The following is a 15549-nucleotide window of genomic DNA, read 5'->3' as shown; positions in this document are numbered from 1 at the left end:
CGCCAGCTTAACCGAAAGCCAGGGAATAACGAATGCGTGACTTGAACAGCGATGCAGCGGAAATGAGCGGAGAGCTGCTGGCCTGGTACGATATCCACGCCCGCGAAATGCCCTGGCGCGTCAGCCCGGCAGAGCGCGCCACCGGAATCCGTCCCGATCCTTACAAGGTCTGGCTGAGCGAGGTGATGCTGCAGCAAACCACCGTGGCCGCGGTGCGGGAGTATTTCCTGCGCTTCACCAGCCGCTGGCCCACAGTGCTGGATCTGGCCGCGGCAGAGGATGCCGACGTGATGAGCGAATGGGCGGGCCTTGGTTATTACGCCCGCGCCCGCAACCTGCTGAAATGCGCCCGCACGGTGGCGGATGACCGGGAGGGCGTCTTTCCGGACAGCTACGAGGGGCTGATCAAGCTGCCCGGCATCGGCCCCTATACCGCCGCTGCCATCTCCTCGATCGCCTTCGACCAGCCAGAGACGGTGCTGGACGGAAATGTCGAACGGGTGATGTCCCGGCTGCATGACATCCACGATCCCCTGCCCGACGTGAAGCCCGTGCTGAAGGAGCGCGCGGCGGAGCTGACCCCGGCCCGGCGGCCCGGTGACTATGCCCAGGCGGTGATGGATCTGGGCGCCACCATCTGCACCCCCCGCAGCCCGGCCTGCGGCATCTGCCCCTGGCGGGCGCCTTGCGCGGCGCGGGTGGCAGGCACCGCCGCCGAGCTGCCCAAGAAAACACCGAAAAAGCCGAAACCCACCCGCTACGGCATCGTCTACCTGGCGGAATCCGCGGCGGGGACCTGGCTGCTGGAACGGCGCCCGGACAAGGGGCTGCTGGGCGGGATGCTCGGCTGGCCGGGGTCGGAGTGGAACGAGGCCCCTGCCCCCAATCCCCCCTTCGCGGCGGACTGGCAGGACTTGGGCGGCGAGGTGCGCCATACCTTCACCCACTTCCACCTGATCCTGCAGGTGATGACGGCGGAGCTGCCAGAAGGGTTCAATCCGGACCCTGCGCAGGAACTGATCCCCCGCCACGGGTTCCGCCCCGCCAGCCTGCCCACGGTGATGCGCAAGGCGTTCGACCTCTACAGGGGGCGTTAGGTCAGGCTGCGCCCCTCTTGGGTTTTCAGATCTTTGGGCCTAGGGTCAGCGCAGACGCGCGCTGACTGATTGGGAGACCCCGGCATGATTGCCCCCGAAACCCTTGCCCGCTGGCAAAGCGCCCTGCCATTCTGGATGTCCTTTCTGCTGCTGCCGCTGGTTTGGTTCGCCGCGCTGCAGGGGGGCTGGGCGCTGCTGCTGCCGCCGCTGGTGACCTGGCAGCTGTTTGCGGTGCTGGACGGGATGTTCGGGCTTAACCTCGAGAACGCCGATCCGCAGACGCCGGATAGCGATCTGAAATGGTACAAGGCGCTGACCGCGGCTTGGGTGCCGCTGCAATTCCTCACCCTGTTCGGGCTGATCTGGTACGTCAGCGGCACGGAGCACCTGAACGGTTTTGAGAAATTCGCCGCCTTCTTTGGTGTTGGTGTGGTGACCGGCGCTGTCGGCATCAACTACAGCCACGAGCTGATGCACCAGTCCAGCCGGGTGGAGCGCTGGCTGGGGGATATCCTGCTGGCGATGGTGCTGTACTCGCATTTCCGGTCCGAGCATCTGCTGGTCCATCACCGCTATGTCGGCACGCCCCGCGATCCGGTCACCGCGCGCTATAATGAGGGTTTTCACCGCTTCTATCCGCGGGTGCTGCGGCAGTGCTGGCATTCCGCCTTCCGCGCCGAGAAGGAAAAGCTGGCGAAGAAGAACCGCCCCTGGACCGACCGATCGAACCCGTTCTTCCGTTACTGGGCGCTGCAGGCGGCCATGCTGCTGCTGGCGCTGCTGCTGGGCGGGATATCCGGCGTGCTGCTGTTCCTGGTGCAGGCCGGCACCGCCATCTGGCAGCTGGAGGTGGTCAACTATGTCGAGCATTACGGGCTGACCCGCAAACACCTGGGCGATGGCAAGTATGAGCCGGTCCAGCCGCGCCATTCCTGGAATGCGGCGCACAAAGCATCAAACTGGCTGCTGATCAATCTGCAGCGCCACTCGGACCACCATTACAAGCCGAACCGCCGTTTCCCGCTGCTGCAGAATTATACCGAGGCGGACGCCCCGCAGTTGCCCTACGGCTACCCGGTGATGACGATTGCGGCGATGATTCCGCCCCTGTGGCGCCGGGTGATGAACCCCCGCGTGCGCCGCTGGCGGCAGCGGTATTACCCGGAAATCACCGACTGGCACGCCTATAACAAGGCCGAGAATCCGCTGCCGCGCTAAGGCTCAGCCCCAGGCCAGCACGGTCATCGGCTGATCCAGCCCGCGCACCTCCTGGCCGGGGTGCCGGGTGGCACCGTCCAGCAGGCCCGGCTCTGCCTGCTCTGCCTTGACGCGCTGCGCCAGCGCTTCACTGACCACGATCCTGGCCTGCAGCGTGCGGGTCAGGCTCTCCAGCCGGGCGGCAACATTCACCGTCATGCCGATCACCGCATATTCCAGCCGGTTGGCGCCGATGTCGCCCAGCAGCGCCTCGCCGTAATGAATGCCGATCCCGGCGCGGATCTCCGGTTTGCCCTGGCGGATGCGCTCCGTATTCCACTTTGCCAGCGACGCCCGCATGGCATGGGCACAGGCCAGCGCGTTGCTGGCATCCCGCACCCCCGACACCGGCGTGCCGAAGGTCGCCATCAGCCCGTCGCCCAGGTATTTGTCGAGCGTGCCGTGATGGCGGAACACCTCGCGCTCCATCCGGCCGTGAAATTCGCGCAAGAGATCAATCACCGCCCGCGGCTGCATCCCCGCCGACAGCCGGGTGAAGCCGACGATGTCGATGAACAGCACCGCCACGTTCTCGCTGCGCACCTGTTTCAGCGGCTCGTCGTTCTGCGACAGCTGCTCCACCACGTTGGGCGAGAAGTAGCGCGACAGGTTCGCCCGCTCCCGCGTCAGGCTGGCATTGCGCCGCAGCAGCCCGCTGAACCGGCGCACCGAAAAGCCCAGCGTCACCGCCACCAGCACAAAGACCACGGCCTCCTGCACCCGCAGCCGCACAACAAAATCATTGGGGTCAACAAACGCCAGCAAATGCGGATCCCAGGGAAAGGCCGCGCGGGCAGCTTCGCTCAGGCCGGGCACAGGGGTGGAAAACCACCATGCCAATGACAGCGCACCCAGCCACATCGCTGCGGTCCAGACGCCCATCGCAATCACCGTGCGCCAAGAATAAGCCATCGTGCCGGCGGCCAGAATGACAAAGAAGTACTGAAAGTTGTCGAACCGGTACTGCATGGCCACGGGAAATTCCTGGCTGGCGAACGGGTTCGGCACCACCATGCCGGCGGTCATGATCAGAAGGTCGGCAAAGATCAGGGCCAGCTCTGCCCGCGACCGCCCGACCCGTCCGGCGCGGCTGATGAACCAGCCGTTCAGGCACAACAGCAGCAGAATGCCTTGGTAATACAGCATCTCCCACGCTGGATTTATGAAAACCAGGAACACGCCGATAACCGGCATCGCGATCCAGCGGGCCCGCACGGCCAGCTGCAACCCGCGCCGCTTGTGCGCATCGAGCGCTGCCTCCGCGAACTTGGTTTCGGCGGATGAGCCTTGCTGCAAGCTGCCGCGCTCCGCCGCCTGGACGGCGCTGGTTCCGGACGCAAAGGCGGTATCGGTCATCGGCATTCCCCCTGCCCGGTGGCGGCTGCAGTTGCGGCACCTCAGATAACGGCCCGGCACGGCCCAGGGAATAGCGCATCGGGCCGCATCATCACAAAAAACCCCGCCTGGGACAGGCGGGGCAAGGTGTGCGCCTGCGCAAACGCGCGGCACCTGCAATAGACTTTAATGTTTTGAAACGGTGACCGTCAGTTCTGCATCTCGGCCCGGATCTGCTGGCGCAGCACGTCGATCGGAACCGTCTTGCCGTCGCGTTTGAAGCACCAGTAGGTCCAGCCGTTGCAGGACGGCGCGTTTTCCAGATGCGCCCCCACCTGATGGATCGAGCCCTTGATGTTGTCGCCGATCAGGGTGCCGTCCGCGCGCACCTTGGCCTTGTGGCGGCGGTTCATCGAATAGAGCTCCTCGCCCGGGCGCAGCATGCCGCGTTCAACCAGCTGGCCGAACGGCACCCGCGGCGCCGCGCGCTTGCTGGCGGAAACTTCCAGCGCCTCGCGGTCAAACTTGCGCACTGCCTTGATCCGCTTCTCCGCCACATTGCGGTAGGCTTCCTCGCGCTCGATCCCGATGAACTCGCGGCCCAGCATCTTGGCGACTGCGCCGGTGGTGCCGGTGCCGAAGAAGGGATCCAGCACCACATCGCCCGGGTTGGTCGCGCCAACCAGGATCCGGTGCAGCAGCGATTCCGGCTTCTGCGTCGGATGCGCCTTGTCGCCGTTCTCGTCCTTGATCCGCTCATGGCCGGTGCAGATCGGCAGCACCCAGTCGCTGCGCATCTGGATGCCTTCGTTCAGCGCCTTCAGCGCCTCGTAGTTGAAGGTGTATTTCGCGCCTTCCGACTTCGATGCCCAGATCATCGTCTCATGCGCGTTGGTGAAGCGCTTGCCGCGGAAGTTCGGCATCGGGTTCGACTTGCGCCAGATAACGTCGTTCAGCACCCAGTAGCCTTCGTCCTGCAGCAGCGCGCCGACGCGGAAGATGTTGTGGTAGGAGCCGATCACCCAGATCGAGCCGTTCGGCTTCAGCACCCGGCGCGCCGCCTTCAGCCACTCGCGGGTGAACTGGTCATAGGCCGCGAAGCTGGAGAACTGGTCCCAGTGATCGTCCACGGCATCAACTTTGGAGTTGTCGGGGCGATGCAGCTGGCCTTTCAGCTGCAGATTGTAGGGCGGATCCGCGAAGATCAGATCGACCGAATTGGCCGGCAGACTGTTCATCGCCTCGATGCAGTCCCCGCCAATAATCGTGTTTAAAGGGAGCGCTGCCGCGCCCTTTGTCATGGTTTTATTCATTGCTCTGCCTCATAACCGCGGCGCATTTTTGCGCTCATTAGGTTGTCCACAGGATGAGTCATCGCGGATTCGAGGTCAATTTGTTTATTACAACAACGCCTTACGGTTCACTCTTGATACAAGATGTTGTGTACCGGCTTAAAGGAGCGCCGATGATGTGGGGTCACACCCAGCTGAACTAGCGCCTCGCGGTGCTGTTTCGAGGGGTAGCCTGCGTTTTTCTCCCAGCCATATCCGGGGAACTGTTGCGCCAAATCCACCATGATCCGGTCGCGCGCCAGTTTGGCGATGATCGACGCCGCCGCAATCGACAGCGATTTGGCATCACCCTTGACCACCGCTTCGCAGGGCAGGACCAGCCCCTTGGGGATCAGATTGCCGTCGATCAGCAGGTAATCCGGCGCCGGGTCCAGCGCCGCCACCGCGCGCTCCATCGCCAGATGGGAGGCGCGCAAAATATTCAGGGAATCAATCTCTTCGACCGTCGCGTGGGCAATGGCGGTCTGCGCGCAGGACAGGATCGCGCCTTCCAGCGCCTCACGCTTTTTCAGGCTCAGTTTCTTGGAGTCGTTCAGACCGTCCGGGATCGCGGCGGCATCCAGAACCACCGCCGCCGCCGTCACCGGACCGGCCAGCGGGCCGCGGCCCACCTCATCCACTCCGGCAATCCTCAGATGCCCTTGGGCAAGGGCGGCGGCTTCTAGGCTGTAATCAGGCTGTGTCATGCGCCCGACAAAGCCAATGCCTGCCGGTTATGCAAGGGCGGCGGCAAAAAAAGGGGGGCCGAAGCCCCCCAGTTTGCTGCTGCTCGAATCTGCATTCCGTCTCAGCGCCGCACCAGCCGGTAACCGTGGCTGTTCAGGCAGCCGGGCTTGTACCCGGTGCGATGGCGCTGGCCGTTCCAGAAGGTCACGCGGCAGGATTGCGGCAGCGCATTGGTGTAGCCATAGCTGCGCTCCAGGCAGCCTTTGCCGACCAGCGGGTGGTTGCGGCTGTAGCGCGGGAAATACTTCAGGCACTGGGACGGCAGGTCATAGCGGCGCACCTGCGGCGGCAGCGGTTTCACATACCTGTCGTCACGGCCGTAGCCCCGGTAACCCTGGCCGCCATGGGAATGGTTGTGCGGGGGCTGCGTGTAGTTATGCGTCACCGCATTGTCATCCTTGTCCCGCGAATGCTTGATCGCAGCCCCGAGAATCCCCAGCAGCGCCAAGCCTCCGAGGATCTTTGCGACGTCTTCATCGGCGCGGGCAGGTGCCGCCGAGAACCCGGTGATGGCAATGGATACGGCGACGATCAAAGCAATGAATTTGCGGTGCGGTTGCGGGCGGGGTGTCCGGGTCATATCGGGACCTTTCTCAGAAATGGATTGTCGCGCAGCCAATGCGCCTTGATGACCCCAGCCTGCTTCTGCCCGCTCCGGACAGGCAATATCGGCCTCTTGTTATCAGATATCAGCCTGACCAACCCCCTGCGGTTATTGAATTTCACGCGGCAGAACCGCAGGATGCCCTCATGAAACAGCATCTCCTCACCGCCGCTGCTGCGGCCGCCCTTCTGGCGCTTTCCACCCCGGCCGAGGCCGCCGAATGCTATGCCGATTACAAGGCCAAGCAGGACGACCCCTTGCGTCTGCATTACGGCGTGATCCAGCTTTCAGGCGCCTGCCAGAAACAGGCCGCCCGCAGCGAGATCCAGGCGCGCATCGCGTCCGACGGATGGAAGCTATTGAATGTCCTGACCGTCTTCGGTCCCGAAGGCCTGCAAGAGAGGAAGGCCAATGCCGGACCCTACTATCTCCGTTTCTGAGGCCCGCGCAGCCGGCAGCAAAGTGATCGCCTTTGGCATTGCCGCCATCGTGGCGCTTCTGGTGATTGCGGGCACGGTACTGCTGCTGACCCTGCCGGATGCCAATGCGTTCAACGCGCGCGTTGAACGGCTGTTCGTCGAAAACGACCTGACCGCTCAGGCCGAAATCAAGCTGCTGGAGATCCTGGCCCAATCCGGCACCGCCTTTGCCGACACGCTGACCAGCTACCGGATGGTGATCTTTGTGCTGCTGGTGTTCGCCACCGCGATGATGGTGGCAGCGCTCGCGGTGCTGGGCATGCTGGTGATGCTGAACCGCCGCATGGCGCAGATTGAACGGTCTGGGATCCAGGTGAATGAGCTGCTGATCAGCCGGGACGAAAACACAGTCTATCTGAACAACATGGGGTTCAGGCTGACGCCTGCCGCGATGGAAACCCTGTCGGTCCTGGCCGAGGCCCGGCTGGACGACGATGTGCTGTCGGGTGCCGAGATCGAGGCGGTCATCTCAGGCCGCACGTCGGCAGATTGCGAGGAGGCTGCCGGCGCCACCCGGATCAAGCGGCTGCGGGACACGCTGGGCAACCAGATGGTCAGCGAGCTGCTGGTCAAGAACATCGCCAAGCGCGGCTATGTGCTGGCCATCAGCAAGGACGTGATCCGCATGGTCTGACCCTGCCCGCTCCGGCTCGCTCAATATCACGTGTTGCGCTCTGGAATTCCCGTCCGCAGACCCCAGATAGATCAGAACCGGCCCATGCCGGCCGGTCCTGAAAGCCGCCGCAAGGACAAGGACCACAGGGATGGATGCACAGGTTCAGACCGGCACCCGCGGATACGGCATTGTCGTTCAGCCGCTGCACGGCCAGGTCACGGCCCGGCGCAATGGCATCATTCTGGCGCAAAGCACCCGCGCCAAGGTGATGTATGAAACCCGCCTGCCCCCGGCTATCTATTTCCCGGCAGAGGACGTGACCGTCCCGCTCTCCCCCCATACCGCGCTGCAAACCTTCTGCCCGTTCAAGGGCACTGCCAGCTACCGCGACATCCTGCTGCCTGGGGACCGCGTGCCGAACGGTGTCTGGGCCTATGAGGACGCGATGCCCGAGGCCGCGGCGATTTCCGGCCATATCGGCTTCATGCCCGGAGCAGAGGCTGAATTCGACCTGGGCCGGAACACGGTTGAGACGCCGGACTACGGCAATATCTCCGGCCCGGTGATCGACTGGCTGCTGCGCGATGCGGCCTTGGTGCCGGCCCCGGAAGAGCTGACCGCCGCCCTGGCCGGAAAATTCGTGGAACAGGGCATCCACCTCTCCCGCCTCTCGGTCATGGCATGGTCGCTGCATCCGCTGATCGCCGGCAAGAACTATATCTGGCAAAGGAAGACCGGCAAGGTCACCACCTACGCGCCGTCGTACGAAATCCACGATCACCCGGCCTACCAGAACAGCCCGCTGCGGCATGTGTCCAACGGCCTGGGCGGGGTGCGCCACCGGCTCGGCCGCTGCTGCTCCGACGACGCCTTCCCGATTCTCGAAGACCTGCGCAAGGAAGGCGCTACCGATTATGTCGCCATGCCGCTGCGGTTTTCCGACGGGCGCATCAACGTGCTGACCCTGACCAGCGACCACCCCAACGGATTTTCCACCGCCAACCTGGGGCTGATCTTCGAATGCTCCGGCGTGATCGCGCGGTATTATGAAATCTTCATGCAGCGCGAAAACGCCCAGTCGCTATTGGAAACCTATGTCGGAAAACGCACCGGCGCCCGGGTGCTGGGCGGCGAGATCCGCCGCGGCGATGGCGACGAGATCGACGCCGCCATCATGTTCTGCGACCTGCGCGGCTCCACCCGGCTGGAGGAGCAGCTGGGCCGCCAGGACTATATCGCGCTCTTGAACCAGTTCTTCGAGACCGCCTCGACCATCGTGCATGATCACGGCGGCGAAGTTCTGAAGTTCATCGGTGACGCTGTGCTGGCAGTGTTTCCGGCCGGCAGCGACCCGGAACAGGCCCGCACCCAGGCGCTGGACAGCGCCCGCGCCATCGTAGCCCGGCTGGAGGAGATCGCGGGAGAGGAAGACGGCCACCGCTGCGAAGCCGCCATCGGCATCGCCTATGGCCGCGTGACCTATGGCAACGTCGGCTCGCGGGAGCGGCTGGACTTCACCGTGATCGGCCAGGCCGCCAATATCGCGGCGCGGCTGGGCGATTACGGCAAGACGGTCAATCACCCGGTCGTCGTCAGCTGCGACATCCTGAGCGATCCGTCACATGGCATCCCGCTGGGCGCGGTCAGCCTGCACAATGTCTCCCAGCCGGTGACGTGTTTTGCCATCCCCGCCAGGCCCGCACCGCAAGCCGCGGCACAATAGACGCGGATGAAAATGCGCACCGGTTAAAGGACCGCCGGTGCAACGCTGCCCCTGAAGGCCGTCTCAGCAAGCCCCTTCCGCCCTGCCGGCGGGGCAGGGCCACGCCCAAGGCTGCTTTGCCGGCATCTTCGATGCAGGCAACAGGCGCGGGAGCTTTCCCTTGCCCCGCACCCAACGCCGGACTCAGCCGGTTGCAATCCCGCGCTGCGCCTCGTCGCCCATGGAGACCAGCAGCGGATTCTCCGCCTGACGCGCCTTGAAGGCCGCCTTGCCGGTCATCCCCTGCCAGCCGCAATGCACCAGCGATTGCGCCACCGCGCCGCCCAGCGTGGTGCCGGGGCCGGTCACGATGAACAGGTCCGGCGCAAACTCATACGCCGCGTTCTGCACCGCACGGGTGAAGTCATAGGGCTCCGCCACCTGATGCCCCAGCGTGTAGTCCCAGAGCGCCTGGGTATCGGTGGCCCCCGGCCACCAGATCTGCCCGCGCCCGTCGATCAGCGGCACCTTCGGCTGGGTGAACAGGTCCGCCCCCAGCCTCTTGCGCCCCTCCACCGCCACCGGCGCCTGCAGCGCGGTGTGAAACGCTGCGTGGTTGGCCAGCCGCATCGGGAAACGCTCCTCCACCACCGGCACTGCCGCCTCGAACGCCGCCAGCCCGGCCTCGTTCCCGGCCAGCACCAGCAGCCCGCCCAGATCAATCGACAGCGCCAGATCATGCCCCTCGCGGGCATTGATCTCCGCTGACAGGGCCAGCAGCTCCGCCTTGCGCACGGGATCGTTCTGCCAATCCGGCCCGGCAAAGGGATAGACCAGCTGACCGCCGATCAGCTGCTCCTGCATCAGCGTGCCCATGGTGTTCACCACCTTGAACCCGGCCGCCGCACTCAGCGCGCCGGCCGCCGCCAGCGCGATATACCAGCCCATTGAGTTGCCGGTGACGGCAACAACCTCGATATCCTCGGCCAGCGACTGCGCATCCGCCAGAGCCGAGGCGTAGATCAGCGGCGAGGCAATATCCCCGCGGGAATATTTCGACACCGAAAACCGCGTGGCGCCATCCAGCGCCGTGACCTCTTCCTGCCCGGCGTCCCGCCGCTGCGCGTCAAAGCCCGAAAACAGCGCCGCCTTGTCCGCGTGGTGGCGGTGCAGATACCCCAGCTCCGCCTTGTTGTAGGTGCCCCGTCCAGGGCAGATCAGAACAGCGGTGCGGGTCATTTCTTGCCTCCTGCCAGCGCCATTGCAGCCGCTACAATGCTGTCCTTCGACGGCAGTGTCGCGCCATAGGCGGGTCCGGTTGCGATGAAGCAATCGCTGGCGGCTATGCGCGCCGCGGGAATACCGCTCTGCTCCGCAAACAGCGCCATCAGCGCTTCCGACTGGCTGCCGGTGGTGCGGCATTCATCAACGATCAGAACGTGCTTGCAGCCCTCGGCAGCTTCCAGCAGCGCCGCCTCCGGCAAGGGCGCCAGCCAGCGCAGGTCCACGATCCGGGCATTCACCCCTTGCGCCGCCAGTTCGGCCTGCGCCTGAGCCGACAGGTAGCGCCCGTTGCCATAGGTCACGATGGCCAGATCGCTGCCATCCCCATGCACCCCGACCTCACCCAATCCGATGCGCCGGTCCGGCGCGGGGTAGGTCCGCATCCAGCCGCCATCCTTGGCCTCATGCAGGTCCCGCATGGGGTAGAGCGCAATCGGTTCGACAAAGACCACCACCCGCTGCTCCTCGCGCGCCAGCCGCACCGCCTCGCGCATCATCATCGCAGCCTCGGCCCCGTCCGACGGGCAGGCAATCACAAGCCCAGGAATATCCCGCAGCACTGCCAGCGAGTTGTCGTTGTGGAAATGGCCGCCGAAGCCCTTCTGGTAGCCCAGCCCGGCAATCCGCAGCACCATCGGGTTCGCAAACTGCCCGTTCGAGAAAAACGGCAAAGTCGCCGCCTCGCCGCGCAGCTGATCCTCGGCGTTGTGAAGGTAGGCGAGGAACTGAATCTCCGGGATGGGCAGGAACCCGTTGTGCCCCATGCCGATCGCCAGCCCCAGAATCGACTGCTCGTCCAGCAAAGTGTCAATCACCCGGTCCGGCCCAAACCGCTGCTGCAGCTTCTGGCTGACGCCGTAAACCCCGCCCTTGCGGCCAACATCCTCGCCCATCATGACGATTTCGCGGTGCTCCAGCATCAGATCTGTCAGCGCCCAGTTGATCAGGCGCGACATTGGCTGCGGCTCCTCCATCGCCCGCAGGTCGCTGCCGAAGGTCCCGGCGCGCGCTTCGGCGCTGGGGCCATTGGTGGGCGCGCACGCCCGCCGGGGCGGGATCAGGCTGGCCGCCACATCCGCCGCCGTTTCCAGATGCGGCCGCGTCACCACTTCCGCCCGGATCCGCTCCACCCGCGCGCAGGTGTCCTGATAGATCTTGAGCGCCTCGGCCGGCTTCAAAGCCCCGGCCGCATCCAGCAGCCGCACCGAATGCAGCAGCGGATCGTTGGATTCATCCGCCTCCACCTCTGCCTTGGCCAGGTAGGTGGTCGGCACATCAGCGCCGGCATGGCCGTAAAGCCGCACGGTGCGCAGATGCAGGAACGCGGGCTTCTTTCGGGTCCGCACATATTCCGCCGCCTCCTGCGCCACCTGAAAGGCGTTGTAGATATCCAGCCCGTCCGCCTTGAAATATTTGATGCCGGGGCGATGCGCCATCGACGCCTCGATCCAGCCTTTCGGCGTCTTGGTCGAAATGCCGATCCCGTTGTCCTCGCAGACGAACAGCAGCGGCAGAGGCACCGCCTGCACCGAGGTCCAGCCCGCCGTGTTGATCGCCCCCTGCGCGGTCGAGTGGTTGGCAGAGGCATCCCCGAAGGAGCACATGACAATCGCATCCTCCGGCAGCACCTGGTGTTCCGGCTGGTGCCGCTTGGCGGCGCCGATGGAATAGGCCGCGCCCACCGCCTTGGGCAGATGCGAGGCGATGGTCGAAGTCTGCGGCGGGATCATCAGCGCCTTGGAACCCAAGACCTTGTGCCGCCCGCCGGAGGTCGGATCCTCGCTGGAGCAGGCAAAGGACAGCAGCATGTCCCAGGCAATCCGCTGCCCCGGCACCTGATCGGCGCGGGCGATCTGGAAAGCCGCATCACGGTAGTGCAGGAACGCCATATCCGTGGGACGCAGGGCGCCGGCCACTGCCGCCATCCCCTCATGCCCGGAGGAGCCGATGGTATAAAACCCCTCCCCCGCCTTCTGCATCGCCCGGCTGGTCAGGTCCAGCGCCCGGCTCAAGACCTGCGCGCGAAAGAGGCCTGCAGCCTCCGCCGCGGCAAGCGGCCCTGCGGGCGCAGCGCCTGCAGGCAGCTTCCCGGCCTGAACCCTTTCGAGGAAATTCTGATGCACGATCTGGGCGCGGTCCATACGGCCTCCTTGGAACACTTGCTGCGTGTTGTTATCCGCGAAACCCCAGCGCAACGCCAATGAGATTGCGTACTGCTGCCATTCCAAAATGGAATGACAGGCAGCAGACTCAGTCCGATCCCTCACATGATTTCCGAACCCGGCCAGCCCCGGCCGTCAACGGCGTTTCCGCCCCTTCAGCCTGCAGGTGTAAGCAGCAAGCCTTATCGGTCTCAAAACCTCAGGCACCCGGAACGGCGCGGGCAAACAGCAGGCGAACGCGGCGGCTTTGGTAAACCTAAGATGAAATTTTGCGCCGCGGCTCACCCCGCAGGGTTGTCAGGGCAGCGGTCATTTACTAGGACCACGCGTAAGCGAACTTTAATCGAGTATTTTATCATGTTGATTACACCAATCCTTCTGTGCGGAGGGTCCGGAACCCGCCTGTGGCCCCTGTCGCGCAAAAGCTATCCCAAGCAATTCGTGCCCCTGATGGGCGAAGAAACCCTGTTTCAGGCCTCAGCCCGGCGGCTGTCCGGGCAGACGGATCAGCTCAGGTTTGCCGCGCCCATGGTGCTGACCAATTCCGATTTCCGCTTCATCGTCACGGAGCAGCTGCAGGCCATCGGCATCGACCCCGGCGCCATCCTGATCGAACCGGAGGGGCGCAACACCGCGCCTGCGGTGCTGGCCGCGGCCCTGCGCGCCCAGGCCGAAGACCCCGATGCGGTGCTGCTGGTGGCGCCCTCGGACCACGTGGTGCCGGACACCGCAGCCTTCCAGGCCGCTGTCGCCAAGGGCCTCGAAGCGGTGGCCCAAGGCCAGATGGTGACCTTTGGCATCACCCCCTCCCATGCCGAAACCGCCTATGGCTATCTCGAGCTTGCTGCCGCGCCAGAGGCCGGGAACGCCCCGGTTCCGCTCAAGCAGTTTGTCGAAAAACCCGATGCCGCGCGCGCCGCTGAAATGCTGGCAGCGGGCAATTTCATGTGGAACGCGGGGATCTTCCTGTTCCGCGCCGCGGATGTCATCGCCGCCTTCAAAACACATGCGCCGGCGTTGATCGAACCGGTGCAGGCAGCGCTGGATCAGGCCAAGACCGACCTCGGCTTTCTGCGCCTGGCGGCAGAGCCCTGGAGCCGCGCCGAAGACATCTCCATCGACTATGCGGTGATGGAAAAAGCCGGAAACCTCTCTGTCGTGCCTTTTGACGCGGCCTGGTCGGACCTAGGCGGCTGGGATGCGGTCTGGCGCGAAACCGGCCCGGACGCGACCGGCGTTGTCACCAGCGGCGGCGCGACCGCGATTGATTGCCGGGACACCCTCTTGCGTGCTGACAGCGAAGGGCTGGAGGTTGTCGGCATCGGGCTGGACGGCATAATAGCGGTGGCGATGAATGACGCGGTGCTGGTCGCCGACAAGTCCCGCGCCCAGGATGTGAAAAAGGCCGTTACCGCGCTGAAGCAGAAGGGCGCGGCTCAGGCCACCCAGTTTCCCAAGGACCACCGCCCCTGGGGCTGGTTCGAGAGCCTGGTGGTTGGCGACCGGTTCCAGGTCAAGCGGATCCAGGTGCATCCCGGCGCATCGCTGTCGCTGCAAAGCCACCTGCACCGCGCTGAGCACTGGATCGTGGTGAAGGGCACTGCCAAGGTAACGGTGAATGACGAGGTGAAACTGGTGACGGAAAACCAAAGCGTCTACGTCCCGCTTGGCGCCATCCACCGGATGGAAAACCCCGGCAAGGTGCCGATGGTGCTGATCGAAGTTCAGACCGGCGCCTATGTCGGCGAGGACGACATTGTGCGCTATGAGGATGTCTACGCGCGGGGGCAGGGCGAAAAGGGCTGAGTCAGTGAAAGTCGCCATTGTTCATTACTGGCTCGTCGGCATGCGCGGCGGGGAGAAGGTTCTTGAAGCCCTGCTGGACCTTTACCCGGATGCTGTGATCGTCACGCATGTCTACGACCCCGCCCAGGTCAGCGACCGGGTCCGCCGCCATGAGGTGCGGGAAACCTTTATCGGCAGGCTGCCGGGCGCAAAGAAGCATTACCAGAAGTACCTGCCGCTGATGCCGCTGGCGCTTGAGCTTATGGACATGCAGGAGTTCGACCTGGTCATTTCCAGCGAATCCGGGCCGGCCAAGGGCGTCATCGTGCGCCCGGATGCGGTCCACATCAGCTATTGCCATTCGCCGATGCGCTACATCTGGGACCATTACCATGTGTACCGGGCGCGCGCAGGGCGGCTGGCCCGGCTGGTGATGCCCCTGGCCGCTCACAGGCTGCGGATCTGGGATGTCACCACGGCAGCGCGTGTCGATCATTTCATCGCCAATTCCTCCTTCATCGCCAAGCGCATCGAAAAGTTCTACCGGCGCGAGGCCGAGGTGATCTTTCCGCCAGTGGAAACCGCGGAGTTCGCGATTTCCCCTTCAGCAGGCGACCACTACCTGCTGGCCGGGGAAATGGTCTCCTACAAGCGGGCGGATCTCGCGGTGGACGCCTTCAACGCGTCCGGGCGCAAGCTGGTGGTGGTCGGTGACGGGGAAATGCGGGAGGCGCTGGAGCGCAAGTCCGGCCCCAATATCACCTTCCTGGGCCGGGTGCCCTTTGCCGAACTCAAGCAGCAGTTTGCCACGTGCAAGGCGCTTATCTTTCCGGGGGAGGAGGATTTCGGCATCATCCCGGTTGAGGTCATGGCCTGCGGCCGCCCGGTGATCGCCTACGGGCGCGGCGGCGCGCTGGATACGGTGATCGAAGGGGTGAGCGGCGTTCTGTTCCACGAGCAGACCGCGGACGCCCTGAACGACGCCATCTCCCGGTTCGAGGACGAGCCCGGCCTGGTCGCCGGCCCCGAAGCGATCCGGGAACTGGCCAAGGGGTTTGATACGGCTGTTTTCAAAGAGAAATTCTCTGCGTTCGCGGCCCGGGCGCTGGAGCGCGCCTGACTCGGGCCGCAAGGGGTTGAGAAGGGATTA

General features: G+C 64.7%; 13 protein-coding genes. 7 read left to right on the top strand and 6 right to left on the bottom strand.

Features of this window, described 5'->3' with window-relative positions; genetic code table 11:
* Positions 1-32 precede the first annotated feature (32 nt).
* Positions 33-1097 carry an A/G-specific adenine glycosylase gene (gene mutY, locus DAEP_RS0115615; RefSeq protein WP_027245302.1) on the top strand — a complete coding sequence of 355 codons (1065 nt, stop codon included), beginning with the start codon at positions 33-35 and terminating at the stop codon, positions 1095-1097.
* A gap of 84 nt (positions 1098-1181) precedes the next feature.
* On the top strand, positions 1182-2315 hold the full coding sequence (locus tag DAEP_RS0115610) for an alkane 1-monooxygenase (protein WP_027245301.1): 1134 nt from the start codon (positions 1182-1184) through the stop codon (positions 2313-2315).
* 3 nt (positions 2316-2318) lie between these two features.
* On the opposite strand, the gene DAEP_RS0115605 is transcribed toward DAEP_RS0115610, so the two are convergent.
* The 4 genes from DAEP_RS0115605 to DAEP_RS0115590 all read right to left on the bottom strand — a co-directional run bounded on the left by DAEP_RS0115605 (position 2319) and on the right by DAEP_RS0115590 (position 6347).
* Positions 2319-3710, bottom strand: coding sequence for an adenylate/guanylate cyclase domain-containing protein (locus DAEP_RS0115605; protein ID WP_027245300.1), 1392 nt, complete (start codon positions 3708-3710; stop codon positions 2319-2321).
* Positions 3711-3898: 188 nt separating this feature from the next.
* Positions 3899-5002, bottom strand: coding sequence for a site-specific DNA-methyltransferase (locus DAEP_RS0115600; RefSeq protein WP_027245299.1), 1104 nt, complete (start codon positions 5000-5002; stop codon positions 3899-3901).
* A gap of 107 nt (positions 5003-5109) precedes the next feature.
* Positions 5110-5727: a ribonuclease HII gene (locus DAEP_RS0115595; RefSeq protein WP_027245298.1), complete on the bottom strand. Its 618-nt coding sequence runs from the start codon at positions 5725-5727 to the stop codon at positions 5110-5112.
* Between the two features lie 101 nt (positions 5728-5828).
* Positions 5829-6347, bottom strand: coding sequence for a hypothetical protein (locus DAEP_RS0115590; protein WP_008554699.1), 519 nt, complete (start codon positions 6345-6347; stop codon positions 5829-5831).
* Between the two features lie 170 nt (positions 6348-6517).
* Here DAEP_RS0115590 and DAEP_RS0115585 point away from each other — a divergent pair, with 170 nt between their 5' ends.
* The 3 genes from DAEP_RS0115585 (at position 6518) to DAEP_RS0115575 (ending at position 9189) form a co-directional block, all read left to right on the top strand.
* A complete protein-coding gene (locus tag DAEP_RS0115585; protein ID WP_027245297.1) occupies positions 6518-6811 on the top strand; it encodes a hypothetical protein in 294 nt (97 codons plus the stop codon).
* Complete coding sequence (locus DAEP_RS0115580) at positions 6783-7484, top strand: winged helix-turn-helix domain-containing protein (protein WP_027245296.1); 702 nt, start codon at positions 6783-6785, stop codon at positions 7482-7484. Before DAEP_RS0115585 ends, DAEP_RS0115580 begins: the two co-directional genes overlap by 29 nt.
* A gap of 130 nt (positions 7485-7614) precedes the next feature.
* The gene (locus tag DAEP_RS0115575) at positions 7615-9189 is read left to right on the top strand and encodes a DUF427 domain-containing protein (protein ID WP_027245295.1); all 1575 of its coding nucleotides are present in this window, start codon (positions 7615-7617) and stop codon (positions 9187-9189) included.
* A 183-nt stretch (positions 9190-9372) separates the two neighbouring features.
* Here the strand turns inward: DAEP_RS0115575 and DAEP_RS0115570 are convergent, their stop codons facing one another.
* Together DAEP_RS0115570 and DAEP_RS0115565 are read right to left on the bottom strand one after the other, a co-directional pair.
* Positions 9373-10407 carry an acyl carrier protein gene (locus DAEP_RS0115570; RefSeq protein ID WP_027245294.1) on the bottom strand — a complete coding sequence of 345 codons (1035 nt, stop codon included), beginning with the start codon at positions 10405-10407 and terminating at the stop codon, positions 9373-9375.
* The gene (locus DAEP_RS0115565; protein WP_027245293.1) at positions 10404-12593 is read right to left on the bottom strand and encodes a dehydrogenase E1 component subunit alpha/beta; all 2190 of its coding nucleotides are present in this window, start codon (positions 12591-12593) and stop codon (positions 10404-10406) included. Before DAEP_RS0115565 ends, DAEP_RS0115570 begins: the two co-directional genes overlap by 4 nt.
* Positions 12594-12971: 378 nt before the next feature.
* Here DAEP_RS0115565 and DAEP_RS0115560 point away from each other — a divergent pair, with 378 nt between their 5' ends.
* Positions 12972-14420, top strand: coding sequence for a mannose-1-phosphate guanylyltransferase/mannose-6-phosphate isomerase (locus tag DAEP_RS0115560; RefSeq protein WP_027245292.1), 1449 nt, complete (start codon positions 12972-12974; stop codon positions 14418-14420).
* Positions 14421-14424: 4 nt separating this feature from the next.
* Positions 14425-15519, top strand: coding sequence for a glycosyltransferase (locus DAEP_RS0115555; protein WP_027245291.1), 1095 nt, complete (start codon positions 14425-14427; stop codon positions 15517-15519).
* Positions 15520-15549 lie beyond the last annotated feature (30 nt).

It is taken from the genome of Leisingera daeponensis DSM 23529 (genome assembly GCF_000473145.1).
GTDB lineage: Bacteria > Pseudomonadota > Alphaproteobacteria > Rhodobacterales > Rhodobacteraceae > Leisingera > Leisingera daeponensis.
The sequence above is the reverse complement of the archived record's forward strand: the minus strand, read 5'-3'. Positions and strand labels throughout refer to the sequence as shown.

Excerpts from the sequence above, each read along its gene's own strand:
- DAEP_RS0115600 (WP_027245299.1), bottom strand. The coding sequence starts at position 5,002 with ATGAATAAAACCATGACAAAGGGCGCGGCAGCGCTCCCTTTAAACACG.
- DAEP_RS0115565 (WP_027245293.1), bottom strand. The coding sequence starts at position 12,593 with ATGGACCGCGCCCAGATCGTGCATCAGAATTTCCTCGAAAGGGTTCAG.
- DAEP_RS0115595 (WP_027245298.1), bottom strand. The coding sequence starts at position 5,727 with ATGACACAGCCTGATTACAGCCTAGAAGCCGCCGCCCTTGCCCAAGGG.
- DAEP_RS0115610 (WP_027245301.1), top strand. The coding sequence starts at position 1,182 with ATGATTGCCCCCGAAACCCTTGCCCGCTGGCAAAGCGCCCTGCCATTC.
- DAEP_RS0115580 (WP_027245296.1), top strand. The coding sequence starts at position 6,783 with ATGCCGGACCCTACTATCTCCGTTTCTGAGGCCCGCGCAGCCGGCAGC.
- DAEP_RS0115570 (WP_027245294.1), bottom strand. The coding sequence starts at position 10,407 with ATGACCCGCACCGCTGTTCTGATCTGCCCTGGACGGGGCACCTACAAC.
- DAEP_RS0115585 (WP_027245297.1), top strand. The coding sequence starts at position 6,518 with ATGAAACAGCATCTCCTCACCGCCGCTGCTGCGGCCGCCCTTCTGGCG.
- DAEP_RS0115590 (WP_008554699.1), bottom strand. The coding sequence starts at position 6,347 with ATGACCCGGACACCCCGCCCGCAACCGCACCGCAAATTCATTGCTTTG.
- mutY (WP_027245302.1), top strand. The coding sequence starts at position 33 with ATGCGTGACTTGAACAGCGATGCAGCGGAAATGAGCGGAGAGCTGCTG.
- DAEP_RS0115605 (WP_027245300.1), bottom strand. The coding sequence starts at position 3,710 with ATGACCGATACCGCCTTTGCGTCCGGAACCAGCGCCGTCCAGGCGGCG.
- DAEP_RS0115575 (WP_027245295.1), top strand. The coding sequence starts at position 7,615 with ATGGATGCACAGGTTCAGACCGGCACCCGCGGATACGGCATTGTCGTT.
- DAEP_RS0115560 (WP_027245292.1), top strand. The coding sequence starts at position 12,972 with ATGTTGATTACACCAATCCTTCTGTGCGGAGGGTCCGGAACCCGCCTG.